Here is a 21272-nt window from a genome sequence, read left to right as displayed (position 1 = left end):
TTCCCGGTCAATGAAACCTCCTCTTGAGATGATCGAATGAAGGCCGGTGGCCGAGCTAGTCTGCCCGCGCCAGCAGCTCGTCCAGCTTGGCGAAAAACTGCTTCCAGCCGGCATGCGCGCCGCCAAAAGCCTGCTTCTGCGTCGGGCTGAAGCCGGCTTGCTCGACGCGCAGATGCGTGCCTGCTCCTGTCGGTGTCAGCGTGAAGGTCACGACGCTCTTGAGATCGAACGCCGCGTCGTCATGCGAAAAATTCCAGGTGTAGGCGAGCGTCTTCTGCGGTTCGATGGTGAGGACCTCGCAGTCCAGTACGCCGCCCCACTCGCCGCGAAGGTTGAAGCGATGGCCGACGGTCGGCTTGAAATCGTTCTTCATCAGCCATTCCTCGATCAGATGCGGCTGCGTCAGCGCGCGCCAGATCCGCTCTGCCGGAAAGGCAAATTCGCGCTCGATGACGACAGAACGCATCTCGGCGGCAGCTTCGGTCATTGGTCCATCCTCTTCAGGAGATCGTCGAGTGCGTCGAGCCGGGTCTGCCAGAACCCGGCCATCTGGCTGGTCCAGTCGATCAGCGGATTGAGCGCGCCGGGCTGCGCGCTGTAATGGGTCTGGCGTCCTTGATGCCGGTCGCGCACGAGGCCAGCCTGCTTCAGCGCGCCGAGATGTTTCGAGACCGCCGGCTGGGAAACGCCTGATAATGCCGTCAGTGCCCCGACTGTCTGTTCCCCTTCGCGGCACAGCCGCTCGAAGATTGCCCGCCGGGTGGGGTCGGCGAGCGTCCTGAACAGGAGATCGTGAGCGGCGGACATACAATCTATAACCCATGAGTTATGGCTCAACTCATAACCGTGGAGTTATGGATAAGTCAAGGGCGACAGAGAGAGGTTCTGCTGGATTCGGTACTTGCTGCGGGCACCGGTGCACCTCTCCCGCAAGTTTGCGGGAGAGGTCGGCGCGCAGCGCCGGGTGAGGGCTCTCTCCTCTTGGGGTTCTCGATTGCGGAGACACCCTCTCCCCGACCCTCCCCCGCAAGCGGGGGAGGGAGCGCACAATTTTCGCAGCAGCCTGCCTACGGCCGCAGATAGAGATAGCCCTGCGACTGGAGCTCGGCCAAACGGACCACGCCGCCTTTTTCCGCGCTGAGGAAGCCCGGCAAGAGATCCGTGAGGGTGACGTTCTGCGCCTTCATCGTGTTGCCGCACGCGGCGAGCTCGATGCCGTCCTTGGAAAAATCGCCGACGCGCTTGCTGATGTCGGGGTTGGCCTGCGCCCAGTGAAACGCCTTCAGCGCCGGCCCGTGGATCACCAGCGCGATCGTCACATGGTCCGGACCGCCGACGCCGTCGATGTGGTTCTGGATGTTGCCGAGCACGAAATTGACCTTCTCGGCGTCGCTGAGGTGATAGACCACCTTGAGCTTATTCGCCGTGCCGGCTTCCGCCGCGGCCTTCGCGCCGGAGGCGCCAAGCGCCGCGCCCAAAGCCGAGACGGCGCTCCACAAGATGTTCCGGCGGTTCATGGCGATCTTCCTCGACTAAACCTGACTTCGCCGGACACATATCATTTGTCATTTGTGGCGGAGCGCGGCGAGTTCCTTGCGGTCGGTCACGAGCGAGGCGCACTCCCTGTTGTCCGTGCGGTCGAGGCGGAAAATCCCGTCGTCGGCGCCGGCGACCAGCGATTGCTCGGCGTCGTCATCCGGCTTGTTGTTCTGCCAGACCCTGACCCGCGCCAGCCGCACGATCGCCGATCTGTCGTCCTTTGAGAGCGCCACGCCGAGGCCGCCGCCCTCGCAGTCGACACCGCAGCCGAGGCGGAGCTCGGTGCCGTCCTTGGCGAACACGACGTGATGACAGGAGCCGCTGGAGTCGAAATCGCCGGAGCGGTGACGGTATTTGAAGCCGAGGCGGAAGGAGTTGTGGAGCTGCTGGTCCTCCGTGTCCAATTCCGCCGAGACCAGCAGCTTCATCGAGGCGACCTTCTGCTTCGGATGCCGCGCCAGATGCTCGGCATCGTAGCGGCGCACGAAGCAGGCATAGGCCTTGTTGCCGGGCGTGCCCGCATACATCCGCGCGTTGAAGGTCTCGGCCTCAGTCTTGCTCGCCTCGCGGATGTCGTCAGCCTCCTCGGCGTGGACGGCGCCGCCGAGCGCGGCAAAGAAGACGGCAGAAAAGAGAGAAAGCTTCATGATGGCCTCGAGCTAGCAGCTGAGCTGTACACTGTAGACGCGGCCTGGGTGCAACGCGTTCAACCTTCGCACATCCCTGACATGATCATCGCAGGGCGGAGCGAGGTGATTGGTTCAGTGCGGGGCATTAGTCATCGGTGGGGTCATGAAGGTTCAACCGATGTGACACCATCGCCCTTCGGAACTCGACGCCTACGGTTCCTTCGACATTGCCCCATTTCATCGATGTGATAGCCTTCACAGACGATCGCCTTTGGCGGTCGTAGGCTGGGGCTGCCTTTGCAAGTTTGTGGAGTCCCCCGCAATGGGCGAAATTCGCAACTTCAGATCCGGGAATGACGAGCCGCCTCCCCACGGCCCAATGCCTCGTCGTCTCGCGGCCATCATTGTCGGTGACATCGCTTCCTACAGCCGCCTGATGCAGGCCGACGAGGAGGGCACGCACGTCCGCGTCAAGCGGATCGAGCGGGATCTCATCCAGCCTAGCATCGTCGAGCACCATGGAAGTTTGGTGAAGACGACGGGCGATGGCTTCATCGCGATTTTCGACAGTCCGGTCGAGGCCGTGCGATGCAGCATCGTCATCCAGCAGAATCTCATCGGCCGCAACGCCTCGCTTCCGAAGCATTCCCGGATCGAGTACCGGATTGGCGTCAATCTCGGTGACGTCATCGTAGAGCCGGATGATGTCTACGGCGACGGCGTCAACATCGCCACGCGCATCGAGGGCATCGCCGAGCCAGGCCAGGTCTATGTCTCCGGCGCGATCTACGAGCAGATCAAGCACAAGGTTGTGTGCGGTTACGAGTCGCTCGGGGACCGCAAAGTCAAGAACATCACCGATCCCGTGCGCGTCTATCGCGTGCTGCCGGATGCAGATGCGGTCGGCAGGACGCGGGGGCGGCGCGAGAATACTCTGATCTTTCTCCTGGGAATCACGCTGTCGGTGATTGCCGCCGGTGTGCTGTGGTATCTGCTGGCTCAGGCGCCGGGCAGGGTGAACGAGCAGGCCGCCGTGCCCGTGCCTACCGCTTCTCCGGCCGCATCACCGAGCCCGCAGCCTCCGCCGCGCGAAGCGGCGACGCAGACGCCGCAGCCCTCTCCCTCGTCGGCTTCGTTACCTCCGTCGCCCGCTTCGGCGCCAAGTCAATCGCCGAGTCAATCGCCAAGTCAGTCGGCGACTGCCGTCCGTGAACCCGAGATGGTCGCCATTCGCGGCGGCAGCTTTGCGATGGGAAGCAATGACGACCCGACCGAGCGTCCTGTCCACCAGGTTGCGATCAAGCCGTTCTCGATCGGCAAATATCCGGTGACCGTGCAGGAATGGAACGAGTGCGCCGCTGCAAAGGCGTGCGGCTTCACGGCCATCGGCAAGGACGATGCGCCGGCCAGCAATGTGAGCTGGACAGACGCGCGGCAATATGCGGCTTATCTCGCTCAGGCGACGAAGAAGACTTATCGGCTTCCGAGCGAAGCCGAATGGGAATATGCCGCGCGGGGCGGAACGCAGACTAAATATTGGTGGGGCGACAAGCTGCAGCCGGGCGTGGCCGGTTGCAAGGATTGCGGTGATCTCGCGGCCGAGCAGCCAGCGAAGGTCGGTAGCTTCAGGCCGAATCCGTTCGGGCTCCACGACATGGGCGGCGGTGTCGATCAGTGGGTCGAGGACTGCTGGCACAAGACCTATCAGGGCGCGCCCGGTGACGGCTCGGCATGGAGCAGCGGGGACTGCAGCGCCCATGTCCTGCGCTCGGGCTCCTGGAAGAACGATTCGAGATATGTGCGGCCGTCCAACCGCGATGGCTACGACACCAATGTTCGTTATCCGACGCACGGATTCCGCGTGGCGCTCAGTCCTTAAGTGCTGGAGTTGGTTTGATGCAAATCCTTGGTTGCGCCGCGCTGGCGGCGGCGCTGGCATTGCTTCCGGGGGTAGCCTTTTCGCAAGGCAAGACAGCTCCCAAGGACGCAAAGCTCTATTTCATCACCCCGCATGACGGGCAGAAAGTCCGCGGCGGATTCTGGGTCCGGTTCGGCTTGCGCAACATGGGAGTGACCCATGCCGGCGACGAGTATCAGAACGCCGGTCATCATCATTTGCTGATCGACGTCAACGATCCCGTCGATCCCAAGGAGCCGATCCTGCAGGACAAGTCGCATCTGCATTTCGGGGCAGGGCAGACCGAAACGCTTCTCGAGCTTCCGCCCGGGACGCACACGCTTCAACTCGTGCTGGGCGATGCCAAGCACTATCCGTTCGAGCCGCCCATCGTTTCGGAGAAGATCACCGTACGCGTCAGGCAGCCCGCCACAGCGCGGTAGGCGATCATCGCAGGCTGGCGTTGAACTTGTCCAGCACCGCCGAGCCCGGGCAGAGCGTGTCCGCTTCCAGCGTGTTGAGCGGCGTCTCCACCGTGTTGAGGTGCTCGTGCAAATCTTCCGCGTCGGGATCGACGTAGAGCAGGCCGGTGACGATCTGGCCCTTTGCGGCGTGCTTTTGCAAGAAGGTCTGGGCGCCGAGCCGGTCATGCGGATCGTAGTCCGCGTCGATCTTGCGCAGCGCGATCTTGCTGCCGTCATGCTGCTCGACCATTTGCACCGTGCCTGGCGCGTAATCCACCGCAATGGGATCGCGGCCGACCAGCACGTCGAGCCGGTTCACCGCGTCATTGTGCTCGCGGACATAGTCGAAGCTCTTGGTCGAGCCGGCATGGTTGTTGAAGGCGATGCAGGGGCTGATGACGTCGATGAACGACGCGCCCTTGTGGCGGATCGCGGCCGCAATCAGCGGCACCAGCTGGGTCTTGTCGCCGGAGAACGAGCGCGCGACGAAGGTGGCGCCGAGCTGCAGGGCGATCGCGACGAGGTCGATGGCGTTGTCGGTGTTGGTGACGCCCTTCTTGGATTTCGAGCCGCGGTCGGCGGTCGCCGAGAACTGGCCCTTGGTCAGGCCGTAGACCCCGTTGTTCTCTACGATATAGGTCATGTTGACGGCGCGCCGGATCGAATGGGCGAACTGGCCGAAGCCGATCGAGGCGGAATCGCCGTCGCCGGAGACGCCGAGATAGATCAGGTCGCGGTTGGCGAGGTTGGCGCCGGTCAGCACGGACGGCATGCGGCCGTGCACGGAGTTGAAGCCGTGCGAATTGCCGAGAAAATAGTCCGGCGTCTTCGACGAGCAGCCGATACCCGAGATCTTCGCCACCCGGTGCGGCTCGATCGAGAGCTCATAGCAGGCCTCGATGATCGAGGCCGTGATCGAATCGTGGCCGCAGCCGGCGCACAGCGTCGAGATCTTGCCCTCGTAGTCGCGATGGGTGTAGCCGAGCTCGTTCTTCTTCAGCCCGGGATGATGGAATTTCGGCTTTGCAATGTAGGTCATGACATGGCCTTGCGGAGCGGGGTCACCTTGAGGTGATCCTGGTGGTCGCCAATGGCTTTTGCGATGAAACGGGCGGTGATCGGCGAGCCGTCGTAATGCACGATCGGCACCAGCCGCACCGGGTCGATGCCGTTCTCGTTGACGATGAGCTGGCGCAGCTGGCTGTCGCGGTTCTGCTCGACCACGTAGACGAAATCGTGCTCGGCGAGGAAGCTCGCCACGCTCGAGTGGAACGGGAAGGCGCGGATGCGCAGGCGGTCGAGCTGATGGCCCCGTGCCTCCAAAAGTCCGATCGCCTCGTCCATCGCGGGCGTGGTCGAGCCGAAATAGATCACGCCGTATTTGGTCGGCCGTTCTGCATTGGCCTGGAGCGGTCGCGGCACCAGATCCTGCGCGGTCTCGAACTTGCGCACCAGACGCTGCATGTTGTCGGCGTAGACCGTACCTTCCTCGGAATAGCGCGCATAGCGATCACGCGAGGTGCCGCGGGTAAAATAGGAGCCCTTGGTCGGATGCGTGCCGGGATAGGTGCGGTAGGGGATGCCGTCGCCGTCGACGTCGAGATAACGGCCGAAATCGCGGCCCTCGTCCAGCATCTCCGCGGTCATCACCTTGCCGCGGTCATATTGCTTGGCGTCGTCCCACTTCAGCGGACGGCAGAGCCGGTGGTTCATGCCGATGTCGAGGTCGAGCATCAGGAAGATGGTGGTCTGGAGCCGCTCGGCGAGATCGAAGGCGGCGGCCGCAAACTCGAATGCTTCCGCCGGATCCTCCGGGAACAGCAGCACATGCTTGGTGTCGCCATGCGAAGCATAGGCGCAGGCGATGATGTCGCATTGCTGGGTGCGGGTCGGCATGCCCGTGGAGGGACCGGCGCGCTGGATGTTCATGATCACGGCCGGAATCTCGGCGAAGTATGAGAGGCCGATGAACTCCGTCATCAACGAGATGCCGGGGCCGGACGTTGCGGTAAAGGCGCGCGCGCCGTTCCAGGAGGCGCCGATCACGATGCCGATCGAGGCCAGCTCGTCCTCGCCCTGCACGATCGCGTATTTCGCCTTTCCGGTCGCGGGATCGTGCCGGTACTTCTTGCAGTGCGCGGTAAAAGCCTCCGCCACCGACGAGGACGGCGTGATCGGATACCAGGCGCACACCGTGGCGCCGCCATAGACGGCACCGAGCGCGGCGGCGCTGTTGCCCTCGATGAAAATGCGGTCGCCGACCTTGTCGGATTTCTTCACCCGCAGCCCGGTCGGGCATTTCAGGTTTTGCAGCGCCCAGTCGCGGCCGAGATGCAGGGCGTGGACGTTGGAGGACAACAGCTTCTCCTTGCCCTTGTACTGCTCGCCGATCAGCTGCTCGATCAGTTTCGGATCCATGTCGAGCAGCGCCGAGAGGCTGCCCAGATAGATGATATTCTTGAACAGCTGGCGCTGGCGCGGATCGGTGTAGGTCGAGTTGGTGATCGCTGTCAGGGGAACACCAATCACGGTGATGTCATCGCGGAATTTCGTCGACGGCATCGGCTTGGTGGAATCGTAGAACAGATAGCCGCCGGGCTCGATGCCGGCGACATCCTTGTCCCAGGTCTGCGGGTTCATCGCCACCATCATGTCGACGCCGCCGCGGGCGCCGAGATGGCCGGCTTCGGTCACCCGCACCTCGTACCAGGTCGGCAGGCCCTGGATGTTGGAGGGGAAGATGTTGCGCGGGCTCACCGGCACGCCATGGCGCAGGATCGCGCGCGCGAACATTTCGTTGGCGCTGGCCGAGCCCGATCCGTTGACGTTGGCGAAGCGGACGACGAAGTCGTTTACGCTGCTGATCGGCTTTTTGTCGGGCATGCTGAACCTGCGTGAGTCATCTCGATGAAATATTTCTGCATATCCCAGGCGCCGGTGGGACAGCGCTCGGCGCACAACCCGCAATGCAGGCAGACGTCCTCGTCCTTGACCATTACGCGTCCGGTCTTGAGGTCGCTGGAGACATAAAGGTCCTGGTCCGGATGCGGCGAGGGCGCTTTCAGGCGCTGACGCAGATCAGTCTCCTCGCCGTTACCCGTGAAGGTGATGCAATCCATCGGACAGATGTCGACGCAGGCATCGCACTCGATGCAGAGCGAGGTCGAGAACACGGTCTGGACGTCGCAGTTCAGGCAGCGCTCGGCCTCTCCCAGTGCGAGCTTGACGTCGTAGCCGAGCTCGACCTCGGTGCGGATGTCCTTCAGCGCGATCACCTTGTCGCGATGCGGTACCTTGAAGCGCTTGTCGTTGGAGATGTCGTTGTCATAGCTCCATTCGTGGATGCCCATCTTCTGCGAGGAGATGTGTACCTCCGGCAGCGGTCGCTCGGTGATGTCCTCGCCCGAGAGCAGCTTGTGGATCGACAACGCGGCGTCGTGGCCCTGCGCCACCGCCCAGATGATGTTCTTCGGCCCGAACGCGGCGTCGCCGCCGAAAAACACCTTTGGGTTGGTCGAGACGAATGTTTTCGGATCGACCTTGGGCATGTGCCATTTGTCGAACTCGATACCGCAATCCTGCTCGATCCAGGGGAAGGCGTTCTCCTGGCCGACCGCGACCAGCACGTCGTCGCATTCGATGGTCTGGTCGGGCTCGCCCGAGGGCACGAGGTTGCGGCGCCCCTTGGCGTCGTATTCGGCCTTCACCTTCTGGAACGTGATGCCGGTGAGCTTGCCGTTGTCGTGGACGAAGGCGACGGGGACGAGGAAGTTGAGGATCGGGATGTCCTCGTGGAGCGCGTCTTCCTTCTCCCAGGGCGAAGCCTTCATCTCCTCGAAGCCGGAGCGCACGACGACTTTCACCTCTTCGCCGCCGAGCCGGCGGGCGGTGCGGCAGCAATCCATCGCGGTGTTGCCGCCGCCGAGCACGATGACGCGCTTGCCGATCTTGTCGGTATGGCCGAACGAGACCGAGGACAGCCAGTCGATACCGATATGGACGTTGGCGGCGGCCTCTTTTCGGCCAGGAATGTCGAGCTCGCGGCCGCGCGGTGCGCCGGAGCCGACGAAGATCGCGTCATACTTCTCCGCGAGCAGCGCCTTCATGCTCTCGATGCGGTGGCCGCCTTTGAAGTCGACGCCGAGATTGAGGATGTAGCCGGTCTCCTCGTCGATCACCGAATTGGGCAGGCGGAATTTCGGGATCTGCGATCGCATCATGCCGCCGGCTTCGGGATCACCGTCGAACACGGTGCAGTGGTAGCCGAGTGGCGCCAGGTCGCGCGCGACTGTCAGTGAGGCGGGGCCGCCGCCGACGAATGCAACGCGTTTGCCGTTCTTGGCCGAGGGCCGCGGCAGACGTTGCGTGATGTCGTCCTTGAAGTCGGCGGCGACGCGCTTCAGGCGGCAGATCGCGACCGGGGTCTCCTCGACGCGTCCGCGGCGGCACGCCGGCTCGCAGGGACGATCGCAGGTGCGTCCCAGAATTCCGGGAAACACGTTCGATTTCCAATTGATCATGTAGGCGTCGCTGTAGCGGCCTTGGGCGATCAGTCGGATGTATTCGGGAACCGGGGTGTGTGCAGGACAGGCCCATTGGCAATCGACCACTTTGTGAAAGTAGTCAGGGGCCGCGATATCGGTCGGTTTCATTCCTACCCTGTCCGCGCAGGCTCAAAGACCCCGCGGCCTTTTCTTGAGCTTGGCGAACGCTAACGCGCGTCGATCTGGTTTCTGAATGACGTCATTAGGTTAGCTTATTAGAACCCTTCCGAAGTACAACGGCAAATTTGGGTGATCACCGGCTTTCATGGGAGCTACGCGCGCACAGCATTAACGGCGGCGCGCGGTATGCGGCGGTGCAGCATGTTGCGATGCGGATAGCTGCTTCAACTGTGCGCGATATCGCTCTTCGCGAGATCCCACATCAGCGAATAAGTGCCGACGGACACGGGAAGCGGGAAGGGCGCCGCGACAGGGCCGGTGAAGCGTTCGGCGATGACAGCCGAGACCGCGCCGACACGCGTGCCGTCGACCAGCACGAACCAGTCGCGCGCGCCTTCGTTGCGCACCGCCGGAATGTCCGCGGTCGCGCCCGACAATTCGGGTTCGCTCTCGAGCAGATGCATGGAGATGATGCCCTCGCGCGTTTCCGGCGCCAGCTTTTCTTGCAGCGCATCACGCCATGCCACGGCATTCTCAGGCGTCGGCCGCAGCCGCACCACGCCGAGCGCAGCGCCGCGACCGGTACCGTTGCTGACCGTGATGCGGGCGACAACGCGGAGCATGTCCTTGAAATGAGCCATGGTCCGCCGCGACCATTCAGTTTGATTGGCGAGCCGTGTCCGGTAGGCGGGACTGTCCAGCACGTCGAGCGTCTCGGTCGAATACAGCGAGAGATATTTGGGATTGGCGGCGTGCGCGACATAGCGCCGCGCCTCCAGAAAGCCGTCGATCGCGACGCGCTCTTCCAGATGCTCGCGATCGTACCAGCGGTTGAAATCAGCTTCATCAGCCGCGTCGATGTTCATCGACGTCAGCAGCATGCCTGTCCCGGCGAGCGGCATTTTCTTGTTGTCCTGTTATCGCGCGGCCTTCGAAGCAAGATCCGCGATCGACTTCATGACCGCGTCCCGCACGCCGGCATCATAGAGCGAATGTCCGGCTTCTTCCACGATGCGAATCTCGGAACCCGGCCACAGTTTCGCGAGCGCTTGAGATGTCTCAGGAGGACACAACAGATCGTAGCGGCCCTGGACGATGATGCCGGGAATGCCACTGAGCTTGTCGGCGTTCCGCAACAACTGGTTCTTCGTCATGAAGCTGTCGTGGACGAAATAATGCGCCTCCATGAACGGAGTCGCAGGCAATGTGCGCCAGACGTTCAGCGACGCCAGATCCAGCCGCGTCTTTGCCGCCTTGTGCTCCGACAAGGCGCGCTCGGTGTCGTGCCAGGCGCGCGATGCGGGGCCATGCACGGCCGGATCTGCATCGAGGATGCGGCGCCAATAGGCGTCCACTGGCCGCCCGCGCTCCTCGACCGGCAGCACGCTCAGAAAATCCTCGTAGAGCGCGGGATAGAACTGCGACAGGCGCGAGGTGAAGGCGATCTCGACCTCGGCACGCGTGCCGAGGAACGTCGCGCGGAGCGCAATGCCGGAGACCCGCTCGGGATGCGCCTCCGCATACGCCAGCGCCAGCGTCGCGCCCCAGGAGCCGCCGACCACCATCCAGCGGTCGAAGCCGAACTTTTCGCGGATTTTTTCCATGTCCGCGACCAGGTGCGCCGTGGTGTTGTGCTGGCGCGATCCCTTCGGCCGGCTGCGGCCGCAGCCGCGCTGGTCGAACAGCACGGCGCAGAAGCGGTCCGGATCAAAAAGGCGGCGATGGTCGGGCTGGCAACCGCTGCCGGGGCCGCCATGCAGATAGACCGCAGGGATTCCGTCAGTGCGGCCGGCGCTCTCGACATAGAGCTCGTGGCCGTCGCCGACATCGAGCATTTCCGAGGTCAGCGGCGCAAAGGGATCGGCGCGTTTGGCCGAAGCGGCCACGGCGGCGTCAGGCACCATTCTCGGATTCCAGAGTGCCGCCGGCGAAATTGCGATAGAGGAAGCGGTTGGTTCCGCCCTCGGCCTCGCGCTCGGCCTGCTTGAAGATGGTCTCGTGCAGCGGCGACAGCGCGCAGGCGGGATCGGTGTTGGCGGCGTCACCGGTCAGCGCGAAAGCCTGGCAGCGGCAGCCACCGAAATCGATCTCGCGGAATTCGCACGACTTGCACGGCTCCTTCATCCAACCGGTGCCGCGATAGCGGTTGAAGGCGTCCGAGTTCTGCCAGATCCAGGCGATCGAATGGTTGGACCGCACCGATTCGAAGTCGAGCCCGGTGATGCTCTCGGCGGCGTGGCAGGGCAGCACCTTGCCGGCCGGCGAGATATTGAAGAACTGCCGGCCCCAGCCGCCCATGCACTTCTTCGGCCGCAGCGCGTAATAGTCGGGCACGACATAGTCGATTGCGAGGGTTCCCTTCAGCCGCTCCCGCGCCTCTTCGACGATACGGGTGCACTCGTCGAGCTGCGCGACCGTCGGCATCAGCGCGGCGCGGTTCTTCAGCGCCCAGCCGTAATATTGGACGTTGGCGACCTCGAGCCGGTCGGCGTCGAGATCGACCGACATCTGGATGATATCAGGAAGCTGGTGCAGGTTCTGCCGGTGCATTACCGCGTTCACGGTGAGCGGCAGGTCGAGCTCGCGCGTCCATTTTGCCACTTCGAGCTTCTTGCGGTGCCCGTTCTTGTAGCCGGCGACACGATCGGCGAGGCCTTCTTCAACGCCCTGGAAACTGATCTGCACATGGCAAAGGCCTGCGTCCGCAAGCCCGCTCAGCCGCTCGCGCGTCAGCAGCACGGCCGAGGTGATGAGGTTGGTGTAGAGGCCGACGTCGCTGGCATGCTTGACCAGCTCGACGAGGTCTTTGCGCGCCGTCGGCTCGCCGCCGGAGAAATGCACCTGGAGCACGCCGATCTCGGCGAGCTCGCTCAACACCTTCTTCCATTCCTCGGTCGTCAGCTCCTTGCTCGAGCGGTCGAGCTCGACCGGGTTGGAGCAATAGGGACATTGCAGCGGGCAGCGATGGGTGATTTCGAGCAGCACGGCGAGGGGAATGCCGAACGTTTCCGCCGTCGAGCGCTGCTTCTCCAGCACCGCGAGGCTGTCGCTGGCGTCGGGCGGGATGGTGGGATTGCCAAGCACATCGCTCATGACGTCTTCTCCCGGGCCTCCGTGAGAAAGCCCTTGTCGGCGAGATCCTGCAGCATGACGATGACGTCGGTGAGGATCGCATCGCGCGGCGCGGCGTATTTCGCGGCCAGCTGATCGGAGATGTCGCCGACACTGCGCTCGCCGTTGCAAAGCTGCAAGACCTCGACCGCGATCTCGTCCGGTGCCAGCACGCGTTCGGGCGCCAGGATCACCCAGACTTTCCGCGTCTCGTCATATTTCAGCTTGGCGTGCCGCGGCAGAACCGGCCGGCTCGTCTCGCTGACGCTGATGTTACGCGGCCCGGCCATCGATTGTTCCTCAGCTCGCTTTGGGCACGAACGCGCCCGGCGGAATGTGGCCTTCGACATAGGCGTGTTGGAGCGCGTCGAGCTGCACCCACAGCACGTTGGTCTTGAAGATCAGCGCGTTGCAGACCGACGCGCGCTCTTCCGGCGTCCGCGCATGCGCCTTGACATAGTCGAGCGCAAAACCGGCATCGCGCGGCGCCTGCGCCAGTCGGCGCTTGAAGTAGCTCATGATGTCAGGATTGACGAAATCATAGTGCTCCAGCATGCCGGAGATGCGCTCTTCGTGCAGGTTCGGCGCGAACAGCTCGGTCAGCGAGGAGGCGATCGCTTCCAGCGGGCTCTTCTCGCGGCAATAGTGGACATAGGCTTCGACCGCAAAGCGCGTCGCCGGCAAGATGCCTTCGGTCGATTCCACGTAAGCCGTGTCGAGCCCGAGGCCTTCGGTCAGCTTGAGCCAGCGCTCGATGCCGCCTTCGCTGCCAATATCGCCATCATGGTCCTCGATGCGGTGACGCCATTCCAGCCGCGTGGCGCGGTCGCGGAAGCGCGAGATCACCACCGCGTCCTTGATCGGGATCGTGCTCTGGTAATAGTAGCGGTTGAGCGCCCAGGCCTGTACCTGGCCCTTGTTCAGCTTGCCGCCGTGCAGCAGCTTATGGAACGGATGCAGGCTGTGATAGCGCGTCGCCCCGATATGGCGCAGCGTCGCCTCCAGCTCCTCGGCCGAGTTGAGCTTGATGTCCTTGCCGATCGAGAGCGCAGTCATTCCAGTCAGTGACGCGGCATTCACAGCACGATCTCCGTTCCGTCAGCGGGTATCTGCCAGCCCGCCTGCTCAGCGGCCTTGCGCTCGGGTGATGCGGGCAGCAGCGCCGGATTCGAGTTATTGATATGCAGAAATATCTTCCTGTCGAGTGTGAGATCGGCAAGCCGCGCGATGGCGCCGTGTTCGCCGGACATCGCGACATGTCCCATGCTCTTGCCGGTCTTGTGGCCGAGCCCGCACCTGATCATCTCGTCGTCCTGCCACACCGTTCCGTCGAAGAACACCAGCGCGGCGCCGTCGATCTCGACCTTGAGCGCGTCGGTGACCTCGGCGCAGGCGGCGATGAAGTAGAAGCACTTGCCGGTCGATTTGTCGGTGATCTTCAGCCCCAGCGTATCGCCGTCGCCGCTCTCGCCGCCCGGATGCGCCTTGCCTTCCAGATACCAGGCCGATTTGCCCGGCACCGCGAAGGGCAGCACCTCTAGCCCTGCGCGCGCGCCATCCGGCAGCCGCGGCTCGAACGGCTCATTGATGTCGATCGGCTGGCGCCGCACATTCTTCTCGTTCAGCACGTTGAAGATGCTGTTGGCCTTCAGGATCGCCAGCACCTTCTCATGCGCAAAGACCGTGAAGGGCGAGCCCTCGCGCATCGACAGCAGGCCTGCGACCGCATCGACTTCGCTGTTGGTTAGAATCACGCCTGCGATCGGCGTATGGCGCAGCGCCCCTGCCTTCGGATGCAGCTGCGGCGTGGCATTCAATTGCTGGCGAAGATCGGGCGAGGCGTTGATCAGGAACCAGTGCTCGCCATCGCCACTGAAGGCGACCGAGGCCTGGGTTCTCTGCAGCTCTTGGCCGTTTTCACGGGCCGTCCGGCAGCCCTCGCAGCCGCAATTCCATTGCGGCACTCCGCCGCCGGCTGCGGCGCCCAGGACGACGACGCGAAGCATGATCCGTCTCCTGGAAATAACCTTGCGAGGTGGATCTCAGGCCGACACGGTTTCCGTCGTTCGGAAACCTGTCGTGACCGAAAGATCCACCTGCGCTGAACGCAAACTGACCATCCGCTTACTTGCGGGTGGCGCTCACATACATGTTGATTTCCATGCCACACGGCACTTCGACGATCTTGGGGGCTTTCCAGGCCATTTTGGCTCTCCATTTCGCGAACTCGGACGTGTCCGCCCAGCGGTTAAAGTAATGCGGGCGGAAAAGTTCGCTAGTGAAATCTTCCCGAGAAAGCCATGTTGCGCCGCGAAATATCGGGTTGGAACACCGCTTTTGGTGAGGCAGTCTTGCGGCCAGGCGTATTCGGTCGCGAACCCTGTCCTGATAAAGCAGTTGTGAGTGCAGTGCAGCTTTCAATCCGGTACAGGCGACCCAATTGGATCTCGGTGATGCCCAAATATTTCTTCAACACCCGTATCGGCAACGAACTGATCGTGGATCCCGAAGGAGAGGACCTGCGCAATCCCGATCGCGCCTGGGAGGTCGCCCGCCAGATGATCCTGGAGGTCCTGAAATCGGAAGGCACCCAGCCGGCCCTGCTCGAGGCTGTCATCGAGGTCACCGACGTCGAGGGCGAGGTCGTGCTCGAATTCCCCTTCACCGAGGCGCTCCTCGATATGCCGGACCAGTCCGCGACCCGGCATTAAACCCCCTTCGCCCCTGCGAAATCCGCATGGCTTTGCCGCGTTCCCGGCGCTAAAAGACGCCGGTTATACGGAGCAAGCCATGCAAGATCTCTGGCGCCTGTCGGCCGCCGACCTCGCCAATCTCGTCAAAGCCAAAAAGGTCTCGGCCAGGGAGGCCGCGCAGGCCGGCCTTGCCCGGCTCGACGCCGTCAATCCCAGCCTCAACGCGGTGATCGACCATCGGCCGGAGGACGTGCTCAAGCAGGCTGACGCCGTCGATGCCGCCATTGCGAGGGGTGAGGACCCCGGCGTGCTGGCCGGCGTGCCCGTCACCATCAAGGCCAATGTCGACCAGGAGGGCTTTGCCACCACCAACGGCCTGAAACTCCAGCGCGACCTGATCGCGCGCGAGGACAATCCGGTGGTCGCCAATTTCCGCAAGGCCGGCGCCATTCTCCTTGGGCGCACCAATTGCCCGGCCTTCTCCTATCGCTGGTTCACCACCAATCTGGTCCACGGCGACACCAAAAACCCCCGCGATGCCTCGCTGACGCCGGGCGGTTCGTCCGGCGGCGCCGGCTCGGCGGTCGCGGCCGGCATCGGCCATATCGCCCACGGCACCGACATCGCCGGCTCGATCCGCTATCCCGCCTATGCCTGCGGCGTGCATGGCCTGCGTCCGACTTTGGGCCGCATCCCGGCCTTCAACCCGGCGCTGCCGGAGCGCCCGATCGGGCCGCAGATCATGGCGGTGTCGGGACCGCTGGCGCGCACCGTCAACGACATCAGGATTTCGCTCGCGGCGATGTCGGCCCGCGACATCCGCGATCCCTGGTTCGTGCCGGTGCCGCTGGAAGGCCCGGCGCGGCCCAAGCGCGCCGCGCTCTGCCTCAATCCGGACGGCCTTGCGACAGCCCCCGAGGTGAAGGCGGCCGTCATCGATGCCGGCAAGCGGCTGGAACGCGCGGGCTGGACTGTCGATGTGATCGAGAACACCCCGCCGATGCGCGAGGCGGTCGAATGGCAGATAAAACTCTGGCTCGGCGACGGCTACGAGGCGCAGCTCGAGATGGCCGAGCGCGAGGGCGATCCCGGCGCGCTGGCGTGCCTGCGCGGCAACCGCGCCAGGGTCACGCCGATGGACCAGGCGAACTACGCCAAGGCATTGACCCGCCGCGCCACGCTGACCCGCGAATGGATGCTGTTCTTCGAGACATATGCCGTGCTGCTGACGCCGGTCTCCGGCGAGCTGCCGTTCCCGGATCATCTCGACCGCAAGGACGATGATTCCTTCAAGCGCGTCTGGGAGGCGCAGCTGCCGCAGATCGCGATTCCGTTCATGGGACTGCCGGGTCTGGCGGTCTCGACCGGCCTCGTCGGCAAGGCGCCCGTCGGCGTGCATATCGTGTCCGGCCGTTACCGCGAGGATCTTTGTCTCCTCGCCGGCGAAGCGATCGAGGCGGGCGGTGTGCCGCCGTCGCCGATCGACCCCGTGGGTTAGCGATGTCCGCGATCTACGATTTCAAGGCCAACTCGCTTCTCGGCGAAGAAGTCGCCCTGCGCAGCTTCGAGGGACAGGTGCTGCTGATCGTCAACACCGCGAGCAAATGCGGCTTCACGCCGCAATATCGCGGCCTGGAGGACCTGCATCGCGACCTGTCGCCGCGCGGCTTCTCGGTGCTCGGCTTTCCATGCAACCAGTTCGGTGCGCAGGAGCCGGGGCAGGCGAGCGAGATCCAGGCGTTCTGCTCGACCAATTACGACGTCACCTTTCCCCTGTTCGAGAAGATCGACGTCAACGGCAGCAATGCGCATCCGTTGTATGAGTACCTGAAACGCCAGCAATCCGGCCTGCTCGGTGCCTCCATCAAATGGAATTTCACCAAATTCCTGGTGGATCGCGCCGGCAAGGTGGTTTCGCGCTATGCGCCGACCGCGCGGCCCGAAGGATTGCGGCAGCAAATCGAGACCCTGTTATGAGCGAGACAATCATGAGCGACGAATTTCCGGACCGCCTCTCGGTCAATCCGAACAGCCCCTATTACAACGCAGACATCCTGGCGCGCGACGTCGGCGTCCGCTTCAAGGGCGTCGAGAAGACCAATGTCGAGGAGTACTGCATCAGCGAAGGCTGGGTCCGCGTCACCGCCGGCAATGCCAAGGATCGTCACGGCAACCTGCTGACCATCAAGGTGCACGGTCCGGTCGAGCCGTATTTCAGGGATAAGAAGTGACGGCGAAGCCGTCATTGCAATGACGATGTGGAGGCGCTGCGCGTCCAAATAGATCACCGTCACCCCCGCGCAACGGCGAAGCCGTTGTCGCTGGAGGTGCTCGCCTCTGCGGCGAGCCTCGAAGGGCGACGGCCCGGCTGCATCTCGGCCGTTCATCCTTCGAGGCTCTCCGTGGGACGCGATGCGCCCCACGGCTCGCACCTCAGGTTGACGGGGAAACAGTCTGACGAACTTTCTCTTGACCACCGAAAGCCAAGCCCATGTCCGTCCGCATCGTCGACGTCCGCGAGATCACAAAACCGATCTCTTCGCCGATCCGCAACGCCTATATCGATTTCACCAAAATGACGACGAGCCTGGTTGCCGTCGTCACCGACGTCGTCCGCGACGGCAAGCGCGTCGTCGGCTACGGCTTCAACTCCAACGGCCGCTACGGGCAAGGCGGCCTGATCCGCGAGCGCTTTGCCTCGCGCATCCTGGAGGCCGATCCGAAATCGCTGCTGGACGCGGCCGGCGACAATCTCGACCCCGACAAGGTCTGGGGCGCGATGATGACCAACGAGAAGCCGGGCGGCCATGGCGAGCGCTCGGTCGCGGTCGGCACCATCGACATGGCGGTGTGGGATGCGGTGGCGAAGATCGCAGGCCAACCGCTGTTCCGCCTGCTCGCCAAGCGTCATGGCGTCAAAGCCAATCCGCGCGTGTTCGTTTACGCCGCCGGCGGCTACTATTATCCGGGCAAGGACCTCTCGATGCTGCGCGGCGAGATGCGCGGCTATCTCGACCGTGGCTACAATGTCGTGAAGATGAAGATCGGCGGCGCGGGAATCGAGGACGACCGCACGCGCATCGAGGCGGTGCTGAAAGAGATCGGCAAGGACGCGCAGCTCGCCGTCGACGCCAATGGCCGCTTCGATCTGGAGACCGGCATCGCCTACGCAAAAATGCTGCGGGACTATCCGCTGTTCTGGTACGAGGAGGTCGGCGACCCCCTCGACTACGCGCTGCAAGCCGCGCTCGCCGAATTCTATCCGGGGCCGATGGCAACGGGCGAGAACCTGTTCAGCCACCAGGACGCCCGCAACCTGATCCGCTACGGCGGCATGCGCCCGGATCGCGACTGGCTGCAATTCGACTGCGCGCTGTCCTACGGCCTGTGCGAATACCAGCGTACGCTGGAGGTCCTGAAGACCCATGGCTGGTCGCCAAGCCGCTGCATACCGCATGGTGGCCACCAGATGTCGCTCAACATCGCTGCCGGCCTCGGCCTCGGCGGCAACGAAAGCTATCCCGACCTGTTCCAGCCCTACGGCGGCTTCCCCGACGGCGTCCGCGTCGAGAACGGCCACATCACCATGCCCGATCTTCCCGGCATCGGCTTCGAAGGCAAATCAGATCTCTACAAGGAGATGAAGGCGCTGGCGGAGTAAGCCGCGCTGAGAGCGCGACGGCCGCGCCACATTCCGCTGTCATGCCCCGGCTTGACCGGGGCATCCAGTACGCCGTGGCGAATGTGGCGAGAGCGAGCGCTTCAACGGCGGCCTCTGGAATACTGGATCGCCCGGTCAAGCCGGGCGACGACACCGAGACTGTGGCTACGAACCAACTCAATCAGCCGCCTCTTACGACAACCGCATGTCAAGCAGCCGCCGTCCTTCGCCCCTCAGCAGCTTCTTCACCGCGCTCGAGGCCACGACCTCGCCGTCATTGGCATAGGCCTCGTGGTTCTTCTCGATGTCGTCGAGGCGGTAGAGGTAGTTGACCATCACGCCGGCGGACTCGCGCACGCCCTTCGGCGAGAGGTCGCCGAGCCAGTTGATGCGCTCGAGGCGGGCGCCGTTGCCGAGATGGAAGCGCGCGACGGAGTCGATCAGCTTGCCTTTCGGCGTGCGCGCCTTGAGGAAGTAGTGCGCCGCGAGCGGTTCGATCACGCCGCGCAGCAGCGCTGTCGTCTCGGGGTTCTCGAACCATTTGGGATCGTCGAGACGCTTCAGCACCTCGCGGTCCTCGTCCGACAGCGGCAGGTCCTTGTCCTGCTTCAGCCATTGCATGAAGCCCGGCACCGGCGACAGCGTCACGAAAGTGTCGAGCTTCGGCGTTTCGCGGCGCAGCTCCTCCACCACCTGCTTGATCAGGAAGCTGCCGAATGAGATGCCGCCGAGACCGCGCTGGGTGTTGGAGATCGAATAGAACACGGCGGTGCGGGCGCGCTCGATCGGGACGGATGGGCGATCGACCGCGAGCAGCGGCGCGATCGCGCCGGGGATCGTCTCGGTCAGCGCCACCTCGACGAAGATCAGGGGCTCGTCGACCATCGCGGGATGGAAGAAGGCGTAGCAGCGGCGGTCGACCGGATCGATGCGGCGGCGCAGATCATCCCAGTCGCTGATCTCGTGCACGGCTTCATAGCGGATGATCTTTTCGAGGATGTTGGCCGGGGTCGACCAGTCGATCCTGCGCAGCACGAGAAACCCCCTGTTGAACCACGAAGAGAGAAGATGCGAGACGTCGCGGTCGAGTGCGGCGAGATCGGTGTGTCCGTTCATCATGCCGAGCAGATCGGCGCGCATGTTGACGAGATCGCCGGTGCCGCCGGGCGCGCGGTTGAGGCGGCGGATCAGCTCCTGCCGGCGCGGCTCGGAGGCGAAGTGCAGGGCGCTGGCATCCTCGTCGGCCGGCTTGGCACGCCATGTCTCGATCGCCTTGGACAGGCGTTCCCGATCCGGGCCGAAATCGCGCACCAGTGCTTCGAAGAAGGCGCGGCGTCCTGTCGCATCCAACTCCTGGTAGATGTCGAGCACCTCACGCGCCATGGCGGTGCCCGAAGCTTCGCCCCGGCCCGACAGCAGCGCGCCGCAAAGCTCGATCAGCCCGTCGGCATCCTGCTTGGTGTCGGCAGAATCCCGGCGGCGAAGCAGCGTGCGGCCGCGCTCGGAGATGGTGGTGAGCAGGTCGGAGAAGAAGGCGCTGGCCATCTGGACTTTCGAATCCGGTTTGTGCGGTGCGGGAAGCTTACACGGGATTTAGGCGGAAGCCGATCACAATCAAGCGCAAGAATCTTGCATCTTTAGCTGTGCCATGCGCTCCAAGAAAGCTGTCATGCTGTGCAGCGCGCTGTCATGCCCCGGCTTGACCGGGGCAACCAGTACGCCGCAGCTTCTCGGTTCTAGCCGCGCCGTCTCGGAGTACTGGATCGCCCGGTCAAGCCGGGCGATGACACCGAGTGTGTGGCAAACTCCGTCGGCGTCCGTCCCGTCACCTGACGGAACGCGGCCGAGAAAGCGGGCACGCTGGCATAGCCGAGCTGGGTCGCGAGCTGCTTCACCGACACATTGGCATCGGTCGACAGAAGCTGGATCGCTGCCGCAATTCTTGCTCGCTGGCACCAGCTCTTGAAGCTCAGCTGCGTCTGCGTCGAGAACAGCCGCGACAGCGTGCGCGCGGAGGTTCCGACCTCGCGCGCCAGCGTGTCGATGTCGTGCAGGCCGGTGGGATCGTCGAGCACGATCATGGCCGCGCGCCGGCAGCGCGGCTCGTGCGGCAGCGGTACAAAGGTCGCGGAATCCTCGGCCTGGACCAATTCCAGCATCACCAGGCGAACCAGCAGATCGGTGCGCTCCTCGGTATTGCGGGCGTCGAACAGCGCGAGGATCGCCTGATTCAGCAGCGGCGACACCCGCACCACGAATTCCTTGGTCAGGCTCTTGAGGCGCTGCTCGCGCTTGAGCCAGGACAGGTCGAAATAGAGCGTGCGCATCTCGATGTCGGCGAGCAGGTCGATGGCGTGCTCGAGCCCGGCGGGGACCCAGACCGCGCGGTCCGGCGGCACCAGCCAGCGCCCCTTGGGCGTCGTCACCTGCATGGTGCCCTTGGCCGCATAGACCAGCTGCGCCTCGCGGTGCATGTGCGGGTCGAGCCGCAATCCCTTGGGATAGTCGCGCGCGACCAGGTGCACGCCGGCGGTCGAGCGGTGGTTGCCCAAAACTTCCCGGATTGGCGTCTCGACGACAGTCATTGGCAGCATCCCGTAATGCGCCCGACATA

General features: G+C 63.9%; 23 protein-coding genes. 7 read left to right on the top strand and 16 right to left on the bottom strand.

Features of this window, described 5'->3' with window-relative positions:
- Positions 1-55 precede the first annotated feature (55 nt).
- The 4 genes from QCM77_RS10145 to QCM77_RS10130 form a co-directional block, all read right to left on the bottom strand.
- A complete protein-coding gene (locus QCM77_RS10145) occupies positions 56-487 on the bottom strand; it encodes an SRPBCC family protein (protein WP_279659508.1) in 432 nt (143 codons plus the stop codon).
- Positions 484-807 carry an ArsR/SmtB family transcription factor gene (locus tag QCM77_RS10140; protein ID WP_279659509.1) on the bottom strand — a complete coding sequence of 108 codons (324 nt, stop codon included), beginning with the start codon at positions 805-807 and terminating at the stop codon, positions 484-486. Before QCM77_RS10140 ends, QCM77_RS10145 begins: the two co-directional genes overlap by 4 nt.
- Before the next feature lie 260 nt (positions 808-1067).
- Positions 1068-1517, bottom strand: a complete 450-nt coding sequence (locus QCM77_RS10135; RefSeq protein WP_279683202.1) for a DsrE family protein — start codon at positions 1515-1517, stop codon at positions 1068-1070.
- 48 nt (positions 1518-1565) lie between these two features.
- Positions 1566-2186 (bottom strand): hypothetical protein, encoded by a 621-nt coding sequence (locus QCM77_RS10130; RefSeq protein ID WP_279659511.1) that lies wholly within the window; start codon positions 2184-2186, stop codon positions 1566-1568.
- A gap of 304 nt (positions 2187-2490) precedes the next feature.
- Here QCM77_RS10130 and QCM77_RS10125 point away from each other — a divergent pair, with 304 nt between their 5' ends.
- Together QCM77_RS10125 and QCM77_RS10120 are read left to right on the top strand one after the other, a co-directional pair.
- Entirely contained in the window at positions 2491-4047 is a 1557-nt protein-coding gene (locus QCM77_RS10125; protein WP_279659512.1) for an SUMF1/EgtB/PvdO family nonheme iron enzyme, read from the top strand.
- Positions 4048-4064: 17 nt separating this feature from the next.
- Positions 4065-4508, top strand: coding sequence for a DUF4399 domain-containing protein (locus tag QCM77_RS10120; protein WP_279659513.1), 444 nt, complete (start codon positions 4065-4067; stop codon positions 4506-4508).
- 4 nt (positions 4509-4512) lie between these two features.
- On the opposite strand, the gene QCM77_RS10115 is transcribed toward QCM77_RS10120, so the two are convergent.
- From QCM77_RS10115 to pqqA, 10 genes are all read right to left on the bottom strand, one after another.
- Complete coding sequence (locus QCM77_RS10115; protein ID WP_279659514.1) at positions 4513-5568, bottom strand: 2-oxoacid:ferredoxin oxidoreductase subunit beta; 1056 nt, start codon at positions 5566-5568, stop codon at positions 4513-4515.
- Positions 5565-7412: a 2-oxoacid:acceptor oxidoreductase subunit alpha gene (locus QCM77_RS10110; RefSeq protein WP_279659515.1), complete on the bottom strand. Its 1848-nt coding sequence runs from the start codon at positions 7410-7412 to the stop codon at positions 5565-5567. The genes QCM77_RS10115 and QCM77_RS10110 overlap by 4 nt, the downstream gene beginning before the upstream one ends.
- Entirely contained in the window at positions 7382-9181 is a 1800-nt protein-coding gene (locus tag QCM77_RS10105; protein WP_279659516.1) for an FAD-dependent oxidoreductase, read from the bottom strand. The genes QCM77_RS10110 and QCM77_RS10105 overlap by 31 nt, the downstream gene beginning before the upstream one ends.
- Before the next feature lie 236 nt (positions 9182-9417).
- Positions 9418-10095: a DUF4286 family protein gene (locus tag QCM77_RS10100; protein ID WP_279683201.1), complete on the bottom strand. Its 678-nt coding sequence runs from the start codon at positions 10093-10095 to the stop codon at positions 9418-9420.
- A gap of 15 nt (positions 10096-10110) precedes the next feature.
- The gene (gene pip / locus QCM77_RS10095) at positions 10111-11097 is read right to left on the bottom strand and encodes a prolyl aminopeptidase (protein WP_279683198.1); all 987 of its coding nucleotides are present in this window, start codon (positions 11095-11097) and stop codon (positions 10111-10113) included.
- The gene (gene pqqE / locus QCM77_RS10090; protein WP_279683196.1) at positions 11087-12286 is read right to left on the bottom strand and encodes a pyrroloquinoline quinone biosynthesis protein PqqE; all 1200 of its coding nucleotides are present in this window, start codon (positions 12284-12286) and stop codon (positions 11087-11089) included. The genes pip and pqqE overlap by 11 nt, the downstream gene beginning before the upstream one ends.
- On the bottom strand, positions 12283-12594 hold the full coding sequence (pqqD, locus tag QCM77_RS10085) for a pyrroloquinoline quinone biosynthesis peptide chaperone PqqD (RefSeq protein WP_279659520.1): 312 nt from the start codon (positions 12592-12594) through the stop codon (positions 12283-12285). Before pqqD ends, pqqE begins: the two co-directional genes overlap by 4 nt.
- A gap of 10 nt (positions 12595-12604) precedes the next feature.
- Positions 12605-13384, bottom strand: coding sequence for a pyrroloquinoline-quinone synthase PqqC (pqqC, locus tag QCM77_RS10080; RefSeq protein WP_279659521.1), 780 nt, complete (start codon positions 13382-13384; stop codon positions 12605-12607).
- Positions 13381-14310, bottom strand: a complete 930-nt coding sequence (gene pqqB / locus QCM77_RS10075; RefSeq protein ID WP_279659522.1) for a pyrroloquinoline quinone biosynthesis protein PqqB — start codon at positions 14308-14310, stop codon at positions 13381-13383. The genes pqqC and pqqB overlap by 4 nt, the downstream gene beginning before the upstream one ends.
- Before the next feature lie 118 nt (positions 14311-14428).
- Positions 14429-14509: a pyrroloquinoline quinone precursor peptide PqqA gene (gene pqqA, locus QCM77_RS10070; protein ID WP_007595659.1), complete on the bottom strand. Its 81-nt coding sequence runs from the start codon at positions 14507-14509 to the stop codon at positions 14429-14431.
- Between the two features lie 248 nt (positions 14510-14757).
- On the opposite strand from pqqA, the gene QCM77_RS10065 reads away from it, so the two are divergent.
- The 5 genes from QCM77_RS10065 (at position 14758) to tarD (ending at position 18658) form a co-directional block, all read left to right on the top strand.
- Positions 14758-15015: a DUF6894 family protein gene (locus QCM77_RS10065; RefSeq protein WP_279659523.1), complete on the top strand. Its 258-nt coding sequence runs from the start codon at positions 14758-14760 to the stop codon at positions 15013-15015.
- A gap of 79 nt (positions 15016-15094) precedes the next feature.
- Entirely contained in the window at positions 15095-16495 is a 1401-nt protein-coding gene (locus tag QCM77_RS10060) for an amidase family protein (protein WP_279659524.1), read from the top strand.
- A 2-nt stretch (positions 16496-16497) separates the two neighbouring features.
- Positions 16498-16974: a glutathione peroxidase gene (locus QCM77_RS10055; RefSeq protein ID WP_279659525.1), complete on the top strand. Its 477-nt coding sequence runs from the start codon at positions 16498-16500 to the stop codon at positions 16972-16974.
- Positions 16971-17228 (top strand): DUF3297 family protein, encoded by a 258-nt coding sequence (locus QCM77_RS10050; RefSeq protein ID WP_279683193.1) that lies wholly within the window; start codon positions 16971-16973, stop codon positions 17226-17228. The genes QCM77_RS10055 and QCM77_RS10050 overlap by 4 nt, the downstream gene beginning before the upstream one ends.
- 260 nt (positions 17229-17488) lie before the next feature.
- The gene (gene tarD, locus QCM77_RS10045; RefSeq protein ID WP_279659527.1) at positions 17489-18658 is read left to right on the top strand and encodes a D(-)-tartrate dehydratase; all 1170 of its coding nucleotides are present in this window, start codon (positions 17489-17491) and stop codon (positions 18656-18658) included.
- Between the two features lie 192 nt (positions 18659-18850).
- Here tarD and QCM77_RS10040 read toward each other — a convergent pair whose 3' ends face one another.
- Together QCM77_RS10040 and QCM77_RS10035 are read right to left on the bottom strand one after the other, a co-directional pair.
- Complete coding sequence (locus tag QCM77_RS10040) at positions 18851-20203, bottom strand: malonyl-CoA decarboxylase (protein WP_279659528.1); 1353 nt, start codon at positions 20201-20203, stop codon at positions 18851-18853.
- A 191-nt stretch (positions 20204-20394) separates the two neighbouring features.
- Positions 20395-21243: an AraC family transcriptional regulator gene (locus tag QCM77_RS10035; RefSeq protein WP_279659529.1), complete on the bottom strand. Its 849-nt coding sequence runs from the start codon at positions 21241-21243 to the stop codon at positions 20395-20397.
- Positions 21244-21272: the final 29 nt, after the last annotated feature.

Origin of the sequence: Bradyrhizobium nivariense (genome assembly GCF_029846695.2) — a bacterium.
Lineage (GTDB): Bacteria > Pseudomonadota > Alphaproteobacteria > Rhizobiales > Xanthobacteraceae > Bradyrhizobium.
This window is presented reverse-complemented; position numbering and strand designations above follow the sequence as displayed.

Coding starts and splice junctions, on each gene's coding strand:
- QCM77_RS10145 (WP_279659508.1), bottom strand. CDS start 487: ATGACCGAAGCTGCCGCCGAGATGCGTTCTGTCGTCATCGAGCGCGAA.
- QCM77_RS10140 (WP_279659509.1), bottom strand. CDS start 807: ATGTCCGCCGCTCACGATCTCCTGTTCAGGACGCTCGCCGACCCCACC.
- QCM77_RS10135 (WP_279683202.1), bottom strand. CDS start 1,517: ATGAACCGCCGGAACATCTTGTGGAGCGCCGTCTCGGCTTTGGGCGCG.
- QCM77_RS10130 (WP_279659511.1), bottom strand. CDS start 2,186: ATGAAGCTTTCTCTCTTTTCTGCCGTCTTCTTTGCCGCGCTCGGCGGC.
- QCM77_RS10125 (WP_279659512.1), top strand. CDS start 2,491: ATGGGCGAAATTCGCAACTTCAGATCCGGGAATGACGAGCCGCCTCCC.
- QCM77_RS10120 (WP_279659513.1), top strand. CDS start 4,065: ATGCAAATCCTTGGTTGCGCCGCGCTGGCGGCGGCGCTGGCATTGCTT.
- QCM77_RS10115 (WP_279659514.1), bottom strand. CDS start 5,568: ATGACCTACATTGCAAAGCCGAAATTCCATCATCCCGGGCTGAAGAAG.
- QCM77_RS10110 (WP_279659515.1), bottom strand. CDS start 7,412: ATGCCCGACAAAAAGCCGATCAGCAGCGTAAACGACTTCGTCGTCCGC.
- QCM77_RS10105 (WP_279659516.1), bottom strand. CDS start 9,181: ATGAAACCGACCGATATCGCGGCCCCTGACTACTTTCACAAAGTGGTC.
- QCM77_RS10100 (WP_279683201.1), bottom strand. CDS start 10,095: ATGCCGCTCGCCGGGACAGGCATGCTGCTGACGTCGATGAACATCGAC.
- pip (WP_279683198.1), bottom strand. CDS start 11,097: ATGGTGCCTGACGCCGCCGTGGCCGCTTCGGCCAAACGCGCCGATCCC.
- pqqE (WP_279683196.1), bottom strand. CDS start 12,286: ATGAGCGATGTGCTTGGCAATCCCACCATCCCGCCCGACGCCAGCGAC.
- pqqD (WP_279659520.1), bottom strand. CDS start 12,594: ATGGCCGGGCCGCGTAACATCAGCGTCAGCGAGACGAGCCGGCCGGTT.
- pqqB (WP_279659522.1), bottom strand. CDS start 14,310: ATGCTTCGCGTCGTCGTCCTGGGCGCCGCAGCCGGCGGCGGAGTGCCG.
- pqqA (WP_007595659.1), bottom strand. CDS start 14,509: ATGGCCTGGAAAGCCCCCAAGATCGTCGAAGTGCCGTGTGGCATGGAA.
- QCM77_RS10065 (WP_279659523.1), top strand. CDS start 14,758: ATGCCCAAATATTTCTTCAACACCCGTATCGGCAACGAACTGATCGTG.
- QCM77_RS10060 (WP_279659524.1), top strand. CDS start 15,095: ATGCAAGATCTCTGGCGCCTGTCGGCCGCCGACCTCGCCAATCTCGTC.
- QCM77_RS10055 (WP_279659525.1), top strand. CDS start 16,498: ATGTCCGCGATCTACGATTTCAAGGCCAACTCGCTTCTCGGCGAAGAA.
- QCM77_RS10050 (WP_279683193.1), top strand. CDS start 16,971: ATGAGCGAGACAATCATGAGCGACGAATTTCCGGACCGCCTCTCGGTC.
- tarD (WP_279659527.1), top strand. CDS start 17,489: ATGTCCGTCCGCATCGTCGACGTCCGCGAGATCACAAAACCGATCTCT.
- QCM77_RS10040 (WP_279659528.1), bottom strand. CDS start 20,203: ATGGCCAGCGCCTTCTTCTCCGACCTGCTCACCACCATCTCCGAGCGC.
- QCM77_RS10035 (WP_279659529.1), bottom strand. CDS start 21,243: ATGACTGTCGTCGAGACGCCAATCCGGGAAGTTTTGGGCAACCACCGC.